Annotated in this window: 22 protein-coding genes; 16 read left to right on the forward strand and 6 right to left on the reverse strand. The window is 49.2% G+C overall.

Annotated features, from left to right (window positions below; translation table 11 throughout):
- The first annotated feature begins 105 nt into the window (after window positions 1-105).
- Entirely contained in the window at window positions 106-510 is a 405-nt protein-coding gene (locus tag A9B99_RS12650; protein WP_064597985.1) for an OsmC family protein, read from the forward strand.
- Window positions 511-563: 53 nt separating this feature from the next.
- Here A9B99_RS12650 and A9B99_RS12655 read toward each other — a convergent pair whose 3' ends face one another.
- The 4 genes from A9B99_RS12655 to A9B99_RS12670 form a co-directional block, all read right to left on the reverse strand.
- Window positions 564-1,439, reverse strand: a complete 876-nt coding sequence (locus A9B99_RS12655) for a phosphoribulokinase (RefSeq protein ID WP_064597986.1) — start codon at window positions 1,437-1,439, stop codon at window positions 564-566.
- A 100-nt stretch (window positions 1,440-1,539) separates the two neighbouring features.
- Window positions 1,540-1,758 (reverse strand): YheU family protein, encoded by a 219-nt coding sequence (locus A9B99_RS12660; RefSeq protein WP_064597988.1) that lies wholly within the window; start codon window positions 1,756-1,758, stop codon window positions 1,540-1,542.
- A 1-nt stretch (window position 1,759) separates the two neighbouring features.
- The gene (locus A9B99_RS12665) at window positions 1,760-2,776 is read right to left on the reverse strand and encodes a hydrolase (RefSeq protein WP_064597989.1); all 1,017 of its coding nucleotides are present in this window, start codon (window positions 2,774-2,776) and stop codon (window positions 1,760-1,762) included.
- A 114-nt stretch (window positions 2,777-2,890) separates the two neighbouring features.
- Window positions 2,891-3,610 carry an NUDIX hydrolase gene (locus A9B99_RS12670; protein WP_064597990.1) on the reverse strand — a complete coding sequence of 240 codons (720 nt, stop codon included), beginning with the start codon at window positions 3,608-3,610 and terminating at the stop codon, window positions 2,891-2,893.
- 189 nt (window positions 3,611-3,799) lie between these two features.
- Between A9B99_RS12670 and prs the strand changes: the two genes are divergently transcribed.
- Window positions 3,800-4,660, forward strand: coding sequence for a ribose-phosphate diphosphokinase (gene prs, locus A9B99_RS12675; protein ID WP_064597991.1), 861 nt, complete (start codon window positions 3,800-3,802; stop codon window positions 4,658-4,660).
- A gap of 12 nt (window positions 4,661-4,672) precedes the next feature.
- On the forward strand, window positions 4,673-6,166 hold the full coding sequence (locus tag A9B99_RS12680) for a nicotinate phosphoribosyltransferase (protein ID WP_064597993.1): 1,494 nt from the start codon (window positions 4,673-4,675) through the stop codon (window positions 6,164-6,166).
- Between the two features lie 85 nt (window positions 6,167-6,251).
- Here A9B99_RS12680 and A9B99_RS12685 read toward each other — a convergent pair whose 3' ends face one another.
- Entirely contained in the window at window positions 6,252-8,171 is a 1,920-nt protein-coding gene (locus tag A9B99_RS12685) for an ABC transporter ATP-binding protein (RefSeq protein WP_064597995.1), read from the reverse strand.
- 121 nt (window positions 8,172-8,292) lie between these two features.
- Between A9B99_RS12685 and kefG the strand changes: the two genes are divergently transcribed.
- The 4 genes from kefG (at window position 8,293) to slyD (ending at window position 11,534) form a co-directional block, all read left to right on the forward strand.
- Window positions 8,293-8,847 carry a glutathione-regulated potassium-efflux system ancillary protein KefG gene (kefG, locus tag A9B99_RS12690; RefSeq protein WP_156519052.1) on the forward strand — a complete coding sequence of 185 codons (555 nt, stop codon included), beginning with the start codon at window positions 8,293-8,295 and terminating at the stop codon, window positions 8,845-8,847.
- Window positions 8,847-10,655, forward strand: coding sequence for a glutathione-regulated potassium-efflux system protein KefB (kefB, locus tag A9B99_RS12695; protein WP_064597999.1), 1,809 nt, complete (start codon window positions 8,847-8,849; stop codon window positions 10,653-10,655). Before kefG ends, kefB begins: the two co-directional genes overlap by 1 nt.
- Window positions 10,656-10,666: 11 nt before the next feature.
- Complete coding sequence (locus tag A9B99_RS12700) at window positions 10,667-10,867, forward strand: YheV family putative zinc ribbon protein (RefSeq protein ID WP_036111098.1); 201 nt, start codon at window positions 10,667-10,669, stop codon at window positions 10,865-10,867.
- A 94-nt stretch (window positions 10,868-10,961) separates the two neighbouring features.
- Complete coding sequence (gene slyD / locus A9B99_RS12705) at window positions 10,962-11,534, forward strand: peptidylprolyl isomerase (protein WP_064598000.1); 573 nt, start codon at window positions 10,962-10,964, stop codon at window positions 11,532-11,534.
- A 64-nt stretch (window positions 11,535-11,598) separates the two neighbouring features.
- Here the strand turns inward: slyD and A9B99_RS12710 are convergent, their stop codons facing one another.
- Window positions 11,599-11,817, reverse strand: a complete 219-nt coding sequence (locus A9B99_RS12710; RefSeq protein WP_064598002.1) for a SlyX family protein — start codon at window positions 11,815-11,817, stop codon at window positions 11,599-11,601.
- 235 nt (window positions 11,818-12,052) lie between these two features.
- On the opposite strand from A9B99_RS12710, the gene fkpA reads away from it, so the two are divergent.
- The 9 genes from fkpA to A9B99_RS12755 form a co-directional block, all read left to right on the forward strand.
- Window positions 12,053-12,883: an FKBP-type peptidyl-prolyl cis-trans isomerase gene (fkpA, locus tag A9B99_RS12715; protein WP_064598004.1), complete on the forward strand. Its 831-nt coding sequence runs from the start codon at window positions 12,053-12,055 to the stop codon at window positions 12,881-12,883.
- Window positions 12,884-13,074: 191 nt separating this feature from the next.
- Window positions 13,075-13,797, forward strand: a complete 723-nt coding sequence (locus tag A9B99_RS12720; protein WP_064598006.1) for a helix-turn-helix transcriptional regulator — start codon at window positions 13,075-13,077, stop codon at window positions 13,795-13,797.
- Window positions 13,797-14,183 (forward strand): sulfurtransferase complex subunit TusD, encoded by a 387-nt coding sequence (tusD, locus tag A9B99_RS12725; RefSeq protein ID WP_064598008.1) that lies wholly within the window; start codon window positions 13,797-13,799, stop codon window positions 14,181-14,183. The genes A9B99_RS12720 and tusD overlap by 1 nt, the downstream gene beginning before the upstream one ends.
- On the forward strand, window positions 14,183-14,545 hold the full coding sequence (gene tusC / locus A9B99_RS12730; RefSeq protein ID WP_064598010.1) for a sulfurtransferase complex subunit TusC: 363 nt from the start codon (window positions 14,183-14,185) through the stop codon (window positions 14,543-14,545). Before tusD ends, tusC begins: the two co-directional genes overlap by 1 nt.
- A gap of 6 nt (window positions 14,546-14,551) precedes the next feature.
- On the forward strand, window positions 14,552-14,839 hold the full coding sequence (gene tusB / locus A9B99_RS12735) for a sulfurtransferase complex subunit TusB (protein ID WP_064598012.1): 288 nt from the start codon (window positions 14,552-14,554) through the stop codon (window positions 14,837-14,839).
- Window positions 14,840-14,964: 125 nt separating this feature from the next.
- A complete protein-coding gene (gene rpsL, locus A9B99_RS12740) occupies window positions 14,965-15,339 on the forward strand; it encodes a 30S ribosomal protein S12 (protein ID WP_025238215.1) in 375 nt (124 codons plus the stop codon).
- Window positions 15,340-15,434: 95 nt separating this feature from the next.
- The gene (gene rpsG, locus A9B99_RS12745) at window positions 15,435-15,905 is read left to right on the forward strand and encodes a 30S ribosomal protein S7 (RefSeq protein WP_036111072.1); all 471 of its coding nucleotides are present in this window, start codon (window positions 15,435-15,437) and stop codon (window positions 15,903-15,905) included.
- A 98-nt stretch (window positions 15,906-16,003) separates the two neighbouring features.
- The gene (gene fusA, locus A9B99_RS12750) at window positions 16,004-18,118 is read left to right on the forward strand and encodes an elongation factor G (RefSeq protein WP_064598014.1); all 2,115 of its coding nucleotides are present in this window, start codon (window positions 16,004-16,006) and stop codon (window positions 18,116-18,118) included.
- Between the two features lie 67 nt (window positions 18,119-18,185).
- A partial coding sequence (locus A9B99_RS12755) for a GTP-binding protein (RefSeq protein WP_044643658.1) occupies window positions 18,186-18,499 on the forward strand: 314 nt, incomplete at its 3' end.

The raw sequence follows: 18,499 nt of genomic DNA on the forward strand, positions 1-18,499 counted from the left end.
GTCTTCTATTGTCTCGTTTCAGCATGACCTGTGTCGCCTTCCATTGCCTGTTTTGTTAATGCCGCGTAATCTGTTGTGATGACACTTTAGTTGGGAGTAATAAGAATGCAGGCGCGAGTTAAATGGGTTGAAGGTTTAACATTTTTGGGTGAATCCGCCTCAGGTCACCAGGTGCTGATGGATGGTAACTCCGGTGATAAAGCGCCAAGTCCAATGGAAATGGTGCTAATGGCAGCAGGTGGATGCAGTGCCATTGATGTGGTCTCTATTTTACAAAAAGGTCGTCACAATGTGACTGATTGTGAAGTCAAACTGACTTCTGAACGCCGGGAAGAAGCACCGCGTTTGTTTACCTCTATTAATCTGCATTTCATCGTTACAGGGAAAGATCTGAAAGATAATGCCGTGGCTCGTGCGGTAGATTTATCTGCAGAAAAATATTGTTCTGTTGCGTTAATGCTTGGCAAAGCTGCCACTATCACGCACTCATGGGAAGTCGTTGAAGGTTAAGTTTTCATGACGGGTGCTGCGCCATGCAGCACCCTGCCTGTTGGTACCCCATATCAGCCTCCCGCGACTTTTTTCCCTTCCGCCAGGCGTTTAACCAGTGGCGTCATGATTAACTCCATCGCCAGTCCCATCTTCCCACCAGGGACAACTAATGTGTTGATATGTGAAATAAATGACCCTTGCAGCATTGCCAAAAGCCATGGGAAATCGATATCTTCCAGCCCACGAAAATGAATGACTACAAAACTTTCATCCAGTGAAGGAATGGCTTTTGCGGCAAAAGGGTTGGACGTATCCACTGTAGGGACGCGCTGGAAGTTAAGATGAGTACGTGAGAACTGAGGTGTAATGTAATTGATATAATCTTCCATTGAACGCACAACGGAATCCATCACAGCTTCCCGGGAATGGCCGCGCTCACTGGTATCTCTTACCAGTTTTTGTATCCACTCAAGGTTGACGATAGGCACCACGCCGACCAGAAGATCAACATGTTGAGCAACATCATGAGTCTGGGTAACGACACCGCCATGCAACCCTTCATAAAATAATACGTCCGTGGGTTCAGGCAGTGGTTGCCAGGGGGTAAAGGTACCGGGTACCTGGTTCCAGGGAACAGCTTCATCATAAGTGTGCAGATATTTGCGGGACTGACCGTTACCCTGTTCGCCGTATTGCCTGAATGTGCGCTCCAACAAGGCAAAGTCGTTGGCATCTGGCCCAAAATAGCTGATGTGACGCCCAAGATCGCGTGCTTTACGTATCGCCATATCCATTTCAGGGCGTGTATAGCGGTGAAAACTGTCGCCTTCAACTTCAGCAGCACGCAGATTAAGTTGAGTAAAAATTTTACGAAAGGCAATGCTGGTTGTTGTGGTACCGGCCCCGCTGGAACCGGTAACCGCAATAACAGGGTGCTTGGCTGACATAAACAACCACTCCATCAGTAAGAGGCAAGGTAAAACGCACAGTACTGCAGGTTAAAGCAGTATAGTGGTGGATGCCAATACTGTATGTGACGCCTGTGAATCAGCCCTTAAATTGTGTGCGAGGCATGATATTCACTGTTTCATGCAATTCAGACCAAACCAGCACAGCATCCCCCTGTTTTAGTTGTCGTTTTACATCGGCTACTTTTTGAGCAAGCGAGCGTTCCTGCTCGCCGTAATCAGTGCCTTCACGTAATACGAAGGATTCAATCAGATTATCCAGCGTTTCAGGTGCTATCTGTTGCCAGGGAATGATCATTTTAATTACTTAAATAACGGGTTAACCAGCTGGGAATGCGCTTTTCAAGCCACATTTCTGGGCGAGCGATGCTACCACCGATAAACCCGACATGGCCACCATGGTCGGTGAGCTGGTATTCAATGTTTGACGGAAGTAGTGTGCTGTCTGGTATGACATGGTGATCCATAAAGGGATCATCCTTTGCGTGAATAATCAGTGTATTTACCGCTATATTCGGCAGATGGGACATTGCACTGCATTGGCGATAGTAATCCAGCGCATCATCAAAACCGTGAATACGGGAAGTAATTAAATCATCAAATTCTCTGATTCGTTTTACTTTGCGTAGCCGGGTTAAATCGACAGGGAGTGAGCCCGGATACACAGCCAGTTTCCGGCTGGCATTCGCTTTCAGTAAGTTCAGCAAATAACGTTGATAAATACGAGAGAATCCCCGCTCCATATGGTAGCAGCACTGTTCCAGCATAAAGGGTGCAGAGACGATTACCGCTGCATCCAGCGTGCACTGTGTACCTTGTTCTGCTAACAGGCAGGCCAGCATGTTGCCACCCAACGAGTAACCAACAGCAGCAGTGGGTACCGAACCGTAACGCAGATTCAACCAGTTAAGGAAGTAACTGGCATCGCCGGTATCACCGGAATGATAAATCCGCTTTTGGCGGTTCGGTGTTCCGCTACAGCCGCGAAAATGCATTACGACACCCAACCAACCCTGCGCTTTCGCCGCTTCTATCATGCCGTGGGCGTAGGGGCTGTACAGGCTGCCCTCAAGGCCATGAAACACCACCAGCCGGGGTTTATGCAGAGCCAGTTGTGGGTCTTCGCTCCATGCAAGATCAACAAAATCGTCGTCCGGAAGCTCAAGCCGCTGCCAAAAAGGGGTGAAGTGCAGGCGCCGGCGAATGAGGCGGGGCAGCATAGTTTGTAAATGCGGGTTAGAAAGCCCAGGCATAGGGTGAAAATCCCTCTGACTGTTGTTTTCTTCACTGGCATCGACGGGGGTAATCTGGGTCATAGTTGTAAAACGGGTATCAATTCATTATCGCGCTAATTACTGGCTACTATACCGTGAGTCATACGTCTCGTTTATGTATTTCACGGCATTGATTCAAAATTAACCATTTTGTGTTCACTCTGGCAGCAGATTACGCGAAAACAAGTGAACCGGGATGTTGGGTTTACGCCGCCACAAACGTGCTTTTCTGGCTCCGGTGGCAACACTTTGCCCTGTATCTTCAAACATTCCTGACGCTTCAAAACGGCGAATCAGGCTTTTGCGCTGTACCGGTTGCCCAAGAATAGCTTCGGTTGCTTCCTGCAACTGAGTTTGGGTAAATGTATCTGGCAGGCAATAGACTGGTAACAGCGAGTACATCGTTTTTTGCCGCAGGCGCTGTAAGGCTGAGGCAATGATTGTGGCGTGGTCAAAAGCCAGTGCTTCGCTTTCCAGGTTTGCTACCGGACACCACTGAACATCACTTACTGTTGCAATATGTGGCTGGCAGGCTTCCCATGCGATGAGTGCAAACCAGGTTGCAGTGATGCTCCAGCCCCTGGGGTCACGGTTCGGCCCGGAGAAAGTTTCCAGTTGTTCAAGCCAGGAAGGGGTAATGCCTGTTTTTTCTGCCAGTTTGCGCGTTGCTGTTGCCTGGGTGGAATTATCCTGTTGTAAGTCAATGAAACCACCAGGCAGCCCCCATAGCCCCTGAAACGGGTGTTGGCTGCGCTTGACTAACAATACACACAGTTGTTTTTCATGCAAAGTGAACAGCACGCTGTCGACTGTGACGATAGGTGAGGGGAAACGACTGGCGTCATAATTTTTCAGGTACTGCTCTTCGCTTTCCATCTTCACTCTCCACAATAACTGTCTCAAGGTCACATTTTACATGGAGGTAGTTCAGAGAGGGTATGTTTTTTTTCTGAGATTAATCAATGCATTAATTATAAATTGTGTCTTTGTGACAATTTTTACTTGCAATAAAGTGTCTTTGAGACAATATTATAAGTGTCTTAAGGACATTAATTGGAGGCGGTAATGGGAATGACACTGAACATTTGGCTTGATAAGCAAGCAATCATGGTTGAAACCGGGTGTTTCCCAGACGGTGCGGTTTGGGCAAAAGCACGGACTGAGTTACCAGATTTTGCTAATAAAATGGTGGTTCGGGCAACCGGGCTTGCCACGATGGATGACTGGATGTTACTGGCTCAGTCTGTTGATGCTATTCGCCATCAGTGTGATATCCGTTTCAGCCACTTACAACTTGCCTGGCTGGCATATGCCCGGCAGGACAGGTATATGCAACCCGGAGACAGCTTCGCGTTACGTATTTTTGCTGACGCACTAAACAGCCTTAACTTTGACAAAGTTTTTGTCCTTGACCCGCACAGTGAATCTGCGGCGGCTGCAGTGCGCAACATGGTCATTATTCCGCAGGAAGCCGCCGTGTTGGCCCATGAAGAATTACGCTCGCAATTACAGTCGGGCGCATTAATGCTGGTGGCACCTGATGCTGGTGCACTGAAAAAGATTCATGCCGTCGCTGCCGCTGCTGGGGCAAAAGATTTCGCCATCATGACTAAAAACAGGGATGTAGTAACCGGCGCATTAACCGGGTTTGCCCTGGCGAGTGGTGATGTGGCTGGAAAAGACCTGCTGATTACCGATGACTTGTGTGATGCCGGGGGAACCTTTATTGGGTCTGCTCAGGTGCTATTAGCGGCGGGAGCGCGTTCAGTCAGTTTGTATGTGACGCACGGTATTTTTTCTAAAGGTGTGGAAAACCTGCTTAGCCAGGGTATTCACCACATTTATACCACCACTTCATTTTCTACACAGTTTCCGACTGATCCACGCCTTTCTGTTGTGGATATTGACACGTTATTTGTGGCTTAAGGAGATACGGACATGATGATTAACCCTATTCTGGCAATTGATGGTTATAAAGTTTCACACCGTGAACAATACCCTGAAGGCACAACGCGTGTTTACTCGAATTTTACGCCACGCAGCGATCGTTTTTTCTGTTCGCCAGTTGCGGATAACAAGCTGGTATTTTTCGGCCTGCAAGGTTTCATAAAATGGTTCCTGATAGACATGTTTAACAGCCAGTTTTTCGCACAGCCGGAAGAACAGGTGGTTAGCGAATACAAAATGCTGATGGACAGTTACCTGGGAAAAAATGCTGTTGATGTTGAACATATTCGGGCATTGCACCGTTTAGGTTATTTGCCTTTACACATTAAAGGACTGGACGAAGGCGATAAAATTCCGATGAAAGTGCCGGTATTAACAATTACCAACACCCGGGATGAATTCTTCTGGCTGGTTAATTACCTGGAAACTGTGCTCTCAGCTGAGCTGTGGAAAGCATCAACAAACGCTACTATCGCACACCACTATCACAAAATATGTGTAACCTGGGCGGAACAAACGTGTGATGACTTTGCTCACCTGGATTTTCAGTGCCATGACTTCTCTTTCCGGGGAATGGCGGGTATGCAGGATGTCGCCCAGGCTGGTTGCGGGCACTTGCTGAGTTTTAAAGGGACTGACAGCATTCCGGCGGTTGTGTATGCCCGTCAGTATTATACCGGCAATGATGCTGATTACTTTATAGCAGGCAGTATTCCGGCAACAGAACACAGTGTGATGTGCATGGGTGAAAAAGAGCATGAAATAGCTACATTTCGCCGCCTGATTTGTGATTTGTACCCTCAGGGGTTTGTGTCTATCGTCTCAGATACCTGGGATTACTGGCAGGTGCTCACAAGCTATACCCGTGAACTGAAAGCCGCCATTATGGCGCGGGAAGGCAAAGTGGTTTTTCGCCCGGACAGTGGTGATCCGGTAGATATTTTATGTGGTACAGGTGCTGATGATGATCAACGCGCCACGCGTTCTCCTCAGGAAAAAGGTTCTGTTGAAGTTTTGTGGGAGATATTTGGCGGTACAGTGAACAGCAAAGGTTACAAGGTGCTCGATTCCCATGTAGGCCTGATTTATGGTGATTCAATTACTCTGGAGCGTGCCCATGAAATTTTACGCCGCCTTGCGGCAAAAGGTTTTGCCAGCTCCTGTGTCGTGTTTGGTGTTGGTTCATACACCTATCAGTACAATACGCGTGATACGTTCGGCTTCGCAATGAAAGCTACCTGGGGGGCAGTCAACGGAACAGGGCGCATGATCTTTAAGGAACCGAAAACAGATAGCGGCCTGAAACGCTCCGCAAGAGGGTTGTTGAAAGTGATGCGAAATGCACAGGGTGAGTTATGCCTTTTGGATGAGCAGACTCCAGAGCAGGAACGTGAAGGTGAACTGAAAACCCGTTTTCTGGATGGCAAACAGTATAATGTTGAACACATTGAGGTGCTGCGCCAGCGCCTTGCTGCTCAGCAATAGGACAGTGGTGAACGCAAGGCCATCACCAGCTCTTCTCTGAATATGGTGCACATGAGGTTATACTCATGTGCACGTTTTTCCAGGGTTACTCTTGCCCGCCAGAAAGCATATGTTCGAGTTGTTCCTGCGCATCCAGCCATGCCATTTCACTCTCTTCCAGCGCAGCTTTCGCTTGTGCCTGTTGTTGCAGGCAGTCTGTGAGGTCAGCTTTACGGCTAATATCATAGATAGCTGTATCTGAAAGCCGGGTTTCCAGGTCACTCAGTGTGCTGTTGAGTTTTTCCATCTCTTTTTCCAGCCGCTCAAGTGTTTTACGTAAAGGCTGCGTCTGTGCGCGGAGTTCTGCTTCACGCCGCTTCTGATCTTTACGCGCCTGAGCACTGTTCTGGTTATCCTTAACCGTTTCCTTCAGGTTGCTTTCTTGCCGCTCCTGTTTGTGCTGGTCCAGAGACCATTGCTGGTAATCATCCAAATCCCCATCAAAGGGTTCAACACTGCCATCGTGTACCAGATACAGGTCGTCGGTGGTAGTACGCAGTAAGTGGCGATCATGGGAAACGACGACCAGTGCGCCTTCAAAGTCAATCAAGGCCTCTGTCAGCGCCTGGCGCATATCTAAATCCAGGTGGTTGGTTGGTTCATCGAGCAACAACAGGTTAGGGCGCTGCCAGACAATCAACGCGAGCACTAACCGCGCTTTTTCTCCACCAGAGAAACGCAGGGTTGGCTCATTAACCTTATCGCCCTGAAAACCAAAACCGCCCAGGTAATCGCGCAGCGGTTGTTCAGGCACACCAGGAGCCATTCGTGCCAGATGTTGTAACGGGGATTCATCTGCGCGCAAGTATTCCAGTTGGTGCTGTGCGAAGTAACCGAGTTTGATACCTTTCGCCAGGCCGATTTCACCTTGCTGTGGTTCCAGATCACCAGCAAGCAGTTTAATCAGTGTCGATTTCCCGGCGCCATTTCGGCCCAGCAAACCAATACGGGAACCTGGGACCAGGTTGAGTTTGATTGAACGCAGAATGGTCTTATCACCATAACCCGCACTGACATGTTCCATTTTCAGTAAGGGGGTTGGCAGGCTTTCGGGTTCACGAAACTCGAAATGAAACGGATTATCAACATGCGCCGGAGCAATTAACTCCATGCGTTCCAGCATCTTGATGCGGCTCTGAGCTTGTTTCGCCTTGGTGGCTTTAGCGCGAAAACGCTCAATGTAGCTTTGCAGATGCGCTACACGCAGTTGCTGGCTTTCATATTGCGCCTGCTGCTGGGCAAGACGAGTCGCGCGCTGTACTTCAAATGAGGAATAGTTACCGGTGTACTCAAACAACGCTTGTTGTTCAATGTGCAGGATTTTATCAACAACCGGGTCAAGAAAATCCCGGTCATGGGAAATAAGAATGAGTGTGCCGGTATAGCTTTTTAGCCAGCGCTCCAGCCAGACAACCGCTTCCAAATCCAGGTGGTTGGTGGGTTCATCAAGTAGTAGTAAATCTGAGCGGCATATCAACGCCTGAGCCAGGTTCAGACGCATGCGCCAGCCACCTGAAAAATCGCTCACTGGCAGTTCAAGCTGCTCATTGGTAAAACCCAGACCGTGCAATAAGCTTGCCGCGCGTGCGCGAATGGTCCAGGCATCAATGGCATCCAGTTTGCCGTGCACGGTGGCAATGGCATGGCCGTCATCCGCTTCATTTGCGTTTTTTAACGCCTCTTCAAGCTGGCGGTATTCACGGTCGCCATCAATCACATACTCAATGGCGGGTTCCGGGAGCGCGGGCGTTTCCTGGTTAACCCAGGCCATAGCCCAGTTGCCAGGCCAGGTCACGCTACCTGCATCGGCACTGATTTCACTTTTCAATAGCGATAACAGCGTGGATTTACCGCAACCATTTTTCCCAACCAGCCCGACTTTCTGCCCGGGGTTGATAGTAGCGGTAGCATTGTCGAGCAGCACGCGGGTGCCGCGGCGAATTTGTAGTGAAGAGAAAACGATCATAGCGCGCCGTATGTTTAGACTATGTTAATTTGTCATTATAATCAGGTAACCTGGGCCAGTATTGGGCCAACCGCGCTGCATGTTAGCCCAAAACAGCACTCAAAACGATCCCCGGAGGGTAATGATGTCGCAGCCACCCAAGGTTTTGCTGTTGTACGCCCATCCTGAATTTCACAGTTCAGTAGCTAATCGGGTCTTACTGGACGGTGTTTTTCAACTACCTAACGTGACTGTCCACGACCTCTATGCCCACTATCCTGATTTTTTTATTGATATCCAGCATGAGCAGGCCCTTTTACGGGAGCATGACATCATTGTATTTCAGCATCCACTGTACACTTACAGTTGCCCGGCATTACTTAAAGAGTGGCTGGATCGCGTGTTAAGCCGGGGGTTTGCCAGTGGACAAGGGGGCAATGCCCTGGTGGGGAAATACTGGCGCAGTGTCATCACCACTGGCGAGCCTGAAGGTGCGTTTCAGTATGATGGGCTTAACCGCTACCCGCTGAGTGAGATTTTACGCCCATTTGAATTAACCGCCGCCTTGTGCAGGATGCACTGGTTAAACCCCTTTGTGATCTATTGGGCCCGGCGGTTGCCCGCTGATGAGCTTGCCAGCCATGCCCGGGCATATGTCGAGTGGTTGTCTTCACCGTTTCACCAGGGAGGAATTTAATGCATCAACCCGATCTCCTTGTTGCAGGTGTCGTATTTCTTCTGGCGGCGGTCGTGGCTGTGCCACTGGCTGCCCGTCTTGGTATTGGGGCGGTATTGGGGTATCTGTTGGCCGGAATAACTATTGGCCCCTGGGGGTTGAGGATGATAAGCGATGTCGATGAGATATTGCACTTCTCAGAACTTGGTGTGGTTTTCCTGATGTTTTTGGTTGGGCTCGAATTAAACCCTGCGCAACTCTGGCGGTTGCGGCGCTCCATTTTCGGTGTCGGAACCTTGCAGGTAGTGATTAGCGCAGTGATCCTTGGTGGTTTATTAATGCTGAGCCACTTTTCTTTGCCTGCTGCTGTTATTGGTGGCATTGGGCTTGCTATGTCATCAACGGCAATGGCGCTGCAGTTGATGCGAGAAAAGGGCATGAAACGCAGTGAAGGGGGGCAACTGGGTTTTTCGGTTTTGCTCTTCCAGGATATGGCGGTGATCCCGGCGTTGGCGTTGGTCCCTTTACTGGCTGGTGGCGAAGGGCAGACACCTGACTGGTTCAAATTCGGCATTAAGGTGGTGGCGTTTGCTGGCATGCTGGTGGGGGGGCGTTATTTACTTCGCCCTGTCTTTCGCATCATTGCGGCATCAGGTGTGCGCGAAGTCTTCACCGCGGCTGCATTGTTACTGGTTCTTGGTGCGGCACTGTTTATGGATTTGCTTGGCGCTTCCATGGCATTGGGGACCTTTATTGCCGGAATTCTGCTGGCGGAAAGTGAATATCGTCATGAACTTGAAAGTGCTATAGAACCCTTCAAAGGGCTGCTGTTAGGGTTGTTTTTCATTTCGGTTGGCATGGTACTCAACCTGGGTGTGCTTTATACCCACTGGCTATGGATATTGGTCAGTGTAGCGCTTCTGGTCAGCATCAAAATGGGTGTGCTTTATGTGCTGGCTCACTGGCGAGGATTGCGTTCTTCCGAGCGAGCTCAGCTTGCTGGGGTGTTAAGCCAGGGGGGAGAGTTTGCTTTTGTCTTGTTTTCCGCAGCGTCTGCACAGCATATTTTTGCTGGTAATCAACTGGCCTTGTTATTGGTGACGGTCACCCTTTCGATGATGACCACACCACTACTAATGCGGGTGATTGATAGTGTGCTGGTGCGCCGTTTTAACCAACCCGTAACTGACAGTGATGAACGCCCCTGGGTTGAAGATGACCATCCCCAGGTCATTATTGTTGGTTTTGGCCGGTTTGGTCAGGTGATTGGGCGCTTATTGATGGCGAATAAGATGCGAATCACTGTTCTGGAACGTGATATCAGTGCTGTTAATATCATGCGGAAATATGATTATAAGGTGTACTACGGTGATGCGACGGACGCAGAGTTGTTACGCGCAGCAGGCGCTGAAAACGCACAGTCTATCGTTATTACCTGCAATGAGCCGGAAGACACGCTGAAAATCGTGCACCTTTGCCAGAAACATTTCCCACATTTAGCTATCCTTGCGCGGGCGCGGGGGCGCGTTGAGGCTCATGAGCTATTACAGGCCGGGGTCACACAATTTTCCCGTGAAACATTTTCCAGTGCGCTGGAGTTGGGGAAAAAAACGCTAATCTCTCTTGGAATGCATCCTCATCAGGCTTTGCGAGCGCAATTACATTTTCGTCGCCTGGATATGCGTATGTTACGTGAGTTGATGCCTGTGCATACCGATACTGCGCAAATCTCACGGGTAAAAGAAGCGCGCAGGGAACTGGAAGAGATCTTTCAGCGTGAATTACAACGAGAGCGTCATCAGTTGGATGGCTGGGACGAATTTGAATAACAAGGTGAGTAATGGCGGTACGTAAACGTTTTATCGCGGGTGCAGTGTGCCCGCAGTGCCAGGCACAGGATTCACTGGCTATGTGGCGTGAAAATAATGTCGATATTGTTGCCTGTGTGAAATGCGGCCACCAGATGCGTGAGGCCGATAAACAGGCGCGTGAGCAATTGCGCGAACACGAGCAAGTCATAGGGATTTTTCATCCGGACTAGCGATACGCGTCAGCTTTCTTTAAGCTATTGGGTACACCGGCGTGAATTTCAGCTACAATTCGCGCCAGTTTTTTCCCCACGTTCAGGAGATATCATGAAAGTAGCAAAAGACCTGGTGGTCAGCCTGGCTTATCAGGTACGTACAGAAGACGGTGTGTTAGTTGATGAGTCTCCGGTAAGCGCGCCGCTTGACTATCTGCACGGTCATGGGTCGCTGATCTCTGGCCTGGAAAATGCGCTGGATGGCCATGAAGTGGGTGATCGCTTTGATGTCAGCGTTGGCGCAAACGACGCTTACGGTCAGTATGATGAAAATCTGGTACAGCGTGTACCGAAAGATGTATTCATGGGTGTTGATGAGCTCGAAGTTGGGATGCGTTTCCTGGCTGAAACCGATCAGGGACCGGTACCGGTTGAAATCACGGGTGTGGAAGATGACCACGTTGTGGTTGACGGTAACCATATGCTGGCTGGCCAGAATTTGAAATTCAATGTGGAAGTTGTCGCTGTGCGTGAAGCCACTGAGGAAGAACTTGCTCATGGTCACGTTCATGGTGCTCATGATCACCATCATGATCACGACCACGAAGGTTGCTGTGGTGGTCATGGTCATGACCACGAACATGGCAACGGTGGTTGTGGTAATGGCGGGTGTGGTTGCCATTAATCCGCTGAGCGGCAAAAAAGGGCGCAGTAGCGCCCTTTTTTAATGCTGGTTTCTGTGGTTTTTGTTAATAGTGTGGCGGAGGTGTTTCTTCCGATTGTGATGCCAGCATTGACGGTTGACTTGCCTTCAGTTTTTCCACCAGTAAACGAATGTGTTCACGCAACCTGGCAAGTTCCAGTTCATGGCTGGAAACAGCCTGGTTAAGTGCCTCGATAGTGAATTCCTGAAATGCCAGCCGGCTTTCTAACTCCTCCAGGCGTTTTTCTGTCTCTGTGCTTTGCATATTGTTCTCCCGGAATTTGAGCCCGCTCAGGGCAATATGCGGGGGATTGTACTTGAATTATGGCGTAAATACCGCCAGTCCTGACCATGACATTAATTTACACAAAAATAAGTCAGAATTTGACGCAATAACCGCGTTAGAGATTGTGCTGCTTTCTTTCCCGACGTTATAGTACGTCGCTCTGTTAGTTTAATTTCTTAACCCTGGGGTGTGACGCCCTGCCCGGAGATAATGGATGAAATCACTGTTTAAAGCCACGCTGCTGGCAACCACTATGGCGATGGCACTGAATACACCTCTGGTATCTGCAGCTACGACCTCTGCGGAACAAGGGGCTGCGGCGAAAGCAGACAAGAGTGCTGCAAAATTCAAAGATGACGACCAGCAGGCAGCATATGCGCTGGGTGCATCTCTGGGCCGCTACATGGATAACTCCCTTAAAGAGCAGGAAAAACTGGGTATCAAACTGGATAAAGCGCAACTGATTGCCGGGGTACAGGATGCATTTGCTGATAAGAGCAAGCTGTCTGATCAGGAAATCGAAGAAACGCTGAAAGGGTTTGAAACCCGCGTGAAAACTGCTGCTCAGGCAAAAATGGAAAAAGACGCGAAAGAAAATGAAGACAAAGGTACTGCATACCGTACAGCATTCGCGAAAGAAAAAGGGGTTAAAACCACTAAGTCTGGCCTGATGTACCTGGTTGAGAAAGCAGGCTCAGGTGAAGCGCCGAAAGATACAGATACCGTGGTTGTTAACTACAAAGGTACATTGATTGACGGGACAGAGTTTGACAACTCTTATACCCGTGGTGAGCCGCTTTCTTTCCGTCTGGATGGTGTAATCCCGGGCTGGACAGAAGGGCTGAAGCACATCAAGAAAGGCGGAAAAATTAAACTGGTCATTCCGCCAGACCTGGCTTACGGCAAAACGGGTGTGCCGGGGATTCCTGCAAACTCTACGCTGGTCTTCGATGTCGAACTGCTGGATATCAAGCCTGCACCGAAGAATGATGACAAGGCTGCGGATGCGAAAGCGGACAATGCCAGCGCAGCAGCAAGCAAGTAATCTGTTAGTATTGAAACCGTCGCCATACAGGCGGCGGTTTTTCATTGGAACCAGGATATAATAAAAACTGGCACAGTCGTGCTGCGCTGTATTACTTTATGGGCTTGCGCAATGTATTAAGAAATGAGTCTGCCCTACGATAATAATGACCATCATCGCGACAGACTCCGTGGAAAAGGTGGTGTTTCTTCATGTCCAACTCGCTTCTAACCAACGAAACCAGTGAGCTTGATTTACTGGATCAACGTCCTTTTGAGCAGACAGATCTTGATATTCTTAAGTCATATGAGGCTGTTGTTGACGGGTTGGCAATGCTCATCGGCTCCCACTGCGAAATTGTTCTGCACTCTCTTCAGGATTTGAAGTGTTCAGCAGTGCGTATTGCTAATGGTGAACATACCGGGCGTAAAATTGGCTCACCAATTACAGATTTAGCTCTACGTATGTTGCATGACATGACAGGTGCAGACAGTAGCGTCTCTCGCTGCTACTTTACGCGGGCGAAAAGCGGTGTACTGATGAAATCGGTCACAATTGCGATTCGGAATCGGGAAAACCGTGTTATTGGTTTGTTGTGCATCAACATGAACCTGGATGTGCCGTTTTCCCAGATAATGAGCACTTTTGTGCCACCAGAGACGCAGGAAGAGTCATCCTCTGTTAATTTTGCTTCTTCAGTTGAAGACCTGGTAATGCAAACTCTTGAATTTACGATTGAAGAAGTCAATGCAGACCGTTCTGTTTCGAACAATGCCAAGAACCGGCAAATCGTCCTTAATCTGTATGAAAAAGGAATTTTTGACATCAAAGATGCTATCAATCAGGTGGCAGACCGCCTGAATATTTCTAAACATACCGTCTATTTATATATTCGCCAGTTTAAGAGTGGCGACTTTCAGATTCAGGACAGGTAATGCGTTTTGCTTTAATAGTTACCGGACCCGCTTATGGCACACAACAGGCGACCACTGCCTGGTGTTTTGCTAATGCGCTACTGGACTCCGGGCATGAACTGGACAGCGTCTTTTTTTATCGGGAAGGCATACTTAACGGTAACCAACTGGTGTCTCCAGCTTCAGATGAGTTCGATTTGGTGCGTGCGTGGCAGAAAATGGCTTTGCAACAGGGCATTGCTCTGAATATTTGTGTCGCTGCGGCATTACGGCGTGGTGTAGTTGATGAGCCTGAGGCCATTCGCCTTGGTCTGAGCTGCCATAATTTACTCGACGGTTTTCAGTTGAGTGGCCTGGGGGCGTTAGCTGAAGCGGCATTAGCCTGTGACCGAGTGGTGCAATTCTGATGAAGCGTATTGCTTTTGTATTTACTCAACCACCACATGGTTCTTCTGCCGGGCGAGAAGGGCTTGATGCATTGTTGGCAACCTCTGCAGTCAGCGATGACCCGGGGGTATTCTTTATGGGAGATGGTGTACTGCAATTACTGGCAGGTCAACAGCCAGGAGCCATTCATTCACGCGACTACATTTCAACATTTAAGGTATTACCGCTTTATGACATTACATCTTGTTGGGTGTGCAGTGATTCGTTGAAGGCCCGTGGGCTTACACGACAGAGTGCGGAATTGATACTGCCAGCTGCAATTGAGCCTGCTGATGTATTACGCACCCACCTTGAACAGTACGATGTTGTGCTGACTTTCTGAGACATTATGCTACATACACTCTTTCATTCACCGGGCCAAATTGACCTGCCGATGCTAAAACGCAATCTTCGGGAAGGCGATGATCTTCTGCTGTTACAGGATGGTGTCTACGCAGCCATAGAAGGCAGTGTGGCTTTCGCAGAGTTGCGAGCTTGCCCTGCCTCCTTTTATGTACTCGAAGATGACGTGCAGGCCCGCGGAATTTCTGGTCAAATATCAACCAGCATTGCCAGGGTTAGCTATAATGATTTTGTCATACTGGCAGTGAAACATAAGAATCAGATGGCCTGGTAATGACATCGTGGCTGTATAATTCTTGACACCCTTTCTGCCGGGCCCTAAAATTCTGCGTCCTCATATTGTATGAGGCCGTTTTATTACGTGTTTACGAAGCAAAAGTTAAAACCAGGAGCTATTTAATGGCAACAGTTAACCAGCTGGTACGCAAACCACGTGCACGCAAAGTTGTTAAAAGCAACGTGCCTGCACTGGAAGCTTGCCCGCAAAAACGTGGTGTATGTACTCGCGTATATACCACCACTCCGAAAAAACCGAACTCCGCACTGCGTAAAGTATGCCGTGTTCGTCTGACTAACGGTTTCGAAGTGACTTCCTACATCGGTGGTGAAGGTCACAACCTGCAGGAACACTCCGTGATCCTGATTCGTGGTGGTCGTGTTAAAGACCTCCCGGGTGTTCGTTACCACACCGTACGTGGTGCGCTTGACTGCTCCGGCGTTAAAGACCGTAAGCAAGCTCGTTCCAAATACGGCGTTAAACGTCCTAAGGCTTAATGGATCTCCGTTAAGTAAGGCCAAACGTTTTATTTTAATGTCAAACTAAACTCGTAGAGTTTTGGACAATCCTGAATTAACAACGGAGTATTTCCATGCCACGTCGTCGCGTCATTGGTCAGCGTAAAATTCTGCCAGATCCGAAGTTCGGATCAGAACTGCTGGCTAAATTTGTAAATATCCTGATGGTAGATGGTAAAAAATCTACTGCAGAAACTATCGTATACAGCGCGCTGGAGACCCTGGCTCAGCGCTCTGGTAAAACTGAACTGGAAGCTTTCGAAGTAGCCCTCGAAAACGTGCGCCCGACTGTCGAAGTTAAGTCTCGCCGCGTTGGTGGTTCTACTTATCAGGTACCAGTTGAAGTTCGCCCGGTTCGTCGTAATGCTCTGGCAATGCGTTGGATCGTTGAAGCTGCTCGTAAACGCGGTGATAAATCCATGGCTTTGCGTCTTGCAAACGAACTGTCTGATGCTGCAGAAAACAAAGGTACTGCAGTGAAAAAACGTGAAGACGTTCATCGCATGGCTGAAGCCAACAAGGCGTTCGCTCACTACCGCTGGTAATCCCGCGTTAGTGTTAGTTCCAGGTGGGCGCTATAACTTAATTGTTGCGCCCACTCTGGGTAACTTAACTTGAACGTCCCAGGATATAGAGGAATCAAATGGCTCGTACAACACCCATTGCACGCTACCGTAACATTGGTATCAGTGCACACATCGACGCCGGTAAAACTACCACTACCGAACGTATTCTGTTCTACACCGGTGTAAACCACAAAATCGGTGAAGTTCATGACGGCGCCGCTACTATGGACTGGATGGCGCAGGAGCAGGAACGTGGTATCACCATCACTTCCGCTGCTACTACCGCGTTCTGGTCTGGTATGGCGAAGCAGTATGAACCGCACCGTATCAACATCATCGACACCCCAGGGCACGTTGACTTCACTATCGAAGTAGAACGTTCCATGCGTGTTCTTGACGGTGCGGTAATGGTTTACTGCGCAGTTGGTGGTGTTCAGCCGCAGTCTGAAACCGTTTGGCGCCAGGCTAACAAATATAAAGTTCCACGTATTGCGTTCGTTAACAAAATGGACCGTATGGGTGCGAACTATCTGAAAGTTGTTGATCAGATTAAAACCCGTCTGGGCGCTAACCCTGTTCCGTTACAGCTGGCTATTGGTGCTGAAGAAGCATTCACCGGTGTTGTTGACCTGGTGAAAATGAAAGCTATCAACTGGAATGAAGCGGACCAGGGCGTAACCTTCACCTATGAAGATATCCCGGCAGACATGCAGGACCTGGCTGACGAATGGCACCAGAACCTGCTGGAATCCGCAGCTGAAGCATCTGAAGAGCTGATGGAAAAATACCTGGGTGGTGAAGATCTGACTGAAGAAGAGATTAAAGGCGCTCTTCGTCAGCGTGTTCTGAGCAACGAAATCATCCTGGTCACCTGTGGTTCTGCATTTAAGAACAAAGGTGTACAGGCAATGCTGGATGCGGTAGTTGATTACCTGCCGTCTCCGACTGACGTACCGGCAATCAACGGTATGCTGGACGACGGTAAAGATACGCCGGCAGAGCGTCACGCAAGTGATGACGAGCCGTTCTCTGCTCTGGCATTTAAAATCGCTACCGACCCGTTTGTTGGTAACCTGACGTTCTTCCGCGTGTACTCTGGTGTGGTTAACTCTGGTGACACCGTACTGAACTCAGTTAAAGCCCAGCGCGAACGTTTTGGCCGTATCGTTCAGATGCATGCCAACAAACGTGAAGAAATCAAAGAAGTACGTGCAGGTGACATTGCTGCGGCAATCGGCCTGAAAGACGTAATTACTGGTGACACCCTGTGTGATCCGGATAATGCAATTATCCTGGAACGTATGGAGTTCCCAGAGCCAGTTATTTCTATCGCTGTAGAACCGAAAACCAAAGCTGACCAGGAAAAAATGGGTCTGGCTCTGGGCCGTCTGGCGAAAGAAGACCCGTCTTTCCGCGTATGGACAGATGAAGAATCTAACCAGACTATCATTGCTGGTATGGGTGAGTTGCACCTCGATATCATCGTTGACCGTATGAAACGTGAATTCAACGTTGAAGCAAATGTGGGTAAACCGCAGGTTGCTTACCGTGAAGCGATTCGCGAGACCGTTAAAGATATCGAAGGTAAACACGCCAAACAGTCCGGTGGTCGTGGTCAGTATGGTCACGTTGTCATCGACCTGTACCCGCTGGAACCAGGCTCTAACCCGAAAGGTTATGAGTTCATCAACGACATCAAGGGTGGTGTAATTCCTGGCGAATACATCCCTGCCGTTGATAAAGGTATTCAGGAACAGCTGAAGTCTGGTCCTCTGGCTGGTTACCCGGTAGTGGATATCGGTGTGCGTCTGCACTTCGGTTCTTACCACGACGTTGACTCCTCCGAGCTGGCGTTTAAACTGGCGGCATCTCTGGCCTTTAAAGATGGCTTTAAGAAAGCAAAACCTGTTTTGCTTGAGCCAATCATGAAGGTTGAAGTTGAATCGCCTGAAGAGAACACTGGTGACGTTATCGGTGACTTGAGCCGCCGCCGTGGTGTGCTGCGTGGTCAGGAATCTAACGCCACTGGCGTTATCATTCACGCTGAAGTTCCGCTGTCTGAAATGTTTGGATATGCAACTCAGCTGCGTTCTCTGACCAAAGGTCGTGCTTCATACTCTATGGAGTTCCTGAAGTACGATGATGCGCCGAACAACGTCGCTCAGGCCGTAATCGAAGCCCGTGGTAAATAAGCCTCAGGGTTAACACAAAGTCCAGCGCTCCTTCTGCGGGAGGAGCGCAATAGTAAGGAATATAGCCGTGTCTAAAGAAAAATTTGAACGTACAAAACCGCACGTCAACGTCGGTACTATCGGTCACGTTGACCATGGTAAAACAACCCTGACTGCTGCAATCACTACCGTTCTGGCAAAAACCTACGGTGGTTCTGCTCGCGCATTCGACCAGATCGATAACGCGCCGGAAGAAAAAGCTCGTGGTATCACCATCAACACTTCTCACGTTGAATACGATACCCCGACCCGTCACTACGCGCACGTAGACTGCCCGGGCCACGCTGACTATGTTAAAAACATGATCACCGGTGCTGCTCAGATGGACGGCGCTATCCTGGT

It is taken from the genome of Mangrovibacter phragmitis (genome assembly GCF_001655675.1).
Taxonomy (GTDB): Bacteria; Pseudomonadota; Gammaproteobacteria; order Enterobacterales; family Enterobacteriaceae; genus Mangrovibacter; species Mangrovibacter phragmitis.

Excerpts from the sequence above, each read along its gene's own strand:
- tusC (WP_064598010.1), top strand. The coding sequence starts at position 14,183 with ATGAAGCGTATTGCTTTTGTATTTACTCAACCACCACATGGTTCTTCT.
- fusA (WP_064598014.1), top strand. The coding sequence starts at position 16,004 with ATGGCTCGTACAACACCCATTGCACGCTACCGTAACATTGGTATCAGT.
- kefB (WP_064597999.1), top strand. The coding sequence starts at position 8,847 with ATGCATCAACCCGATCTCCTTGTTGCAGGTGTCGTATTTCTTCTGGCG.
- slyD (WP_064598000.1), top strand. The coding sequence starts at position 10,962 with ATGAAAGTAGCAAAAGACCTGGTGGTCAGCCTGGCTTATCAGGTACGT.
- tusD (WP_064598008.1), top strand. The coding sequence starts at position 13,797 with ATGCGTTTTGCTTTAATAGTTACCGGACCCGCTTATGGCACACAACAG.
- A9B99_RS12660 (WP_064597988.1), bottom strand. The coding sequence starts at position 1,758 with ATGATCATTCCCTGGCAACAGATAGCACCTGAAACGCTGGATAATCTG.
- rpsG (WP_036111072.1), top strand. The coding sequence starts at position 15,435 with ATGCCACGTCGTCGCGTCATTGGTCAGCGTAAAATTCTGCCAGATCCG.
- A9B99_RS12655 (WP_064597986.1), bottom strand. The coding sequence starts at position 1,439 with ATGTCAGCCAAGCACCCTGTTATTGCGGTTACCGGTTCCAGCGGGGCC.
- kefG (WP_156519052.1), top strand. The coding sequence starts at position 8,293 with ATGATGTCGCAGCCACCCAAGGTTTTGCTGTTGTACGCCCATCCTGAA.
- A9B99_RS12700 (WP_036111098.1), top strand. The coding sequence starts at position 10,667 with ATGGCGGTACGTAAACGTTTTATCGCGGGTGCAGTGTGCCCGCAGTGC.
- A9B99_RS12665 (WP_064597989.1), bottom strand. The coding sequence starts at position 2,776 with ATGACCCAGATTACCCCCGTCGATGCCAGTGAAGAAAACAACAGTCAG.
- rpsL (WP_025238215.1), top strand. The coding sequence starts at position 14,965 with ATGGCAACAGTTAACCAGCTGGTACGCAAACCACGTGCACGCAAAGTT.
- fkpA (WP_064598004.1), top strand. The coding sequence starts at position 12,053 with ATGAAATCACTGTTTAAAGCCACGCTGCTGGCAACCACTATGGCGATG.
- A9B99_RS12710 (WP_064598002.1), bottom strand. The coding sequence starts at position 11,817 with ATGCAAAGCACAGAGACAGAAAAACGCCTGGAGGAGTTAGAAAGCCGG.
- A9B99_RS12670 (WP_064597990.1), bottom strand. The coding sequence starts at position 3,610 with ATGGAAAGCGAAGAGCAGTACCTGAAAAATTATGACGCCAGTCGTTTC.
- A9B99_RS12685 (WP_064597995.1), bottom strand. The coding sequence starts at position 8,171 with ATGATCGTTTTCTCTTCACTACAAATTCGCCGCGGCACCCGCGTGCTG.
- tusB (WP_064598012.1), top strand. The coding sequence starts at position 14,552 with ATGCTACATACACTCTTTCATTCACCGGGCCAAATTGACCTGCCGATG.
- A9B99_RS12680 (WP_064597993.1), top strand. The coding sequence starts at position 4,673 with ATGATGATTAACCCTATTCTGGCAATTGATGGTTATAAAGTTTCACAC.
- A9B99_RS12650 (WP_064597985.1), top strand. The coding sequence starts at position 106 with ATGCAGGCGCGAGTTAAATGGGTTGAAGGTTTAACATTTTTGGGTGAA.
- A9B99_RS12720 (WP_064598006.1), top strand. The coding sequence starts at position 13,075 with ATGTCCAACTCGCTTCTAACCAACGAAACCAGTGAGCTTGATTTACTG.
- prs (WP_064597991.1), top strand. The coding sequence starts at position 3,800 with ATGGGAATGACACTGAACATTTGGCTTGATAAGCAAGCAATCATGGTT.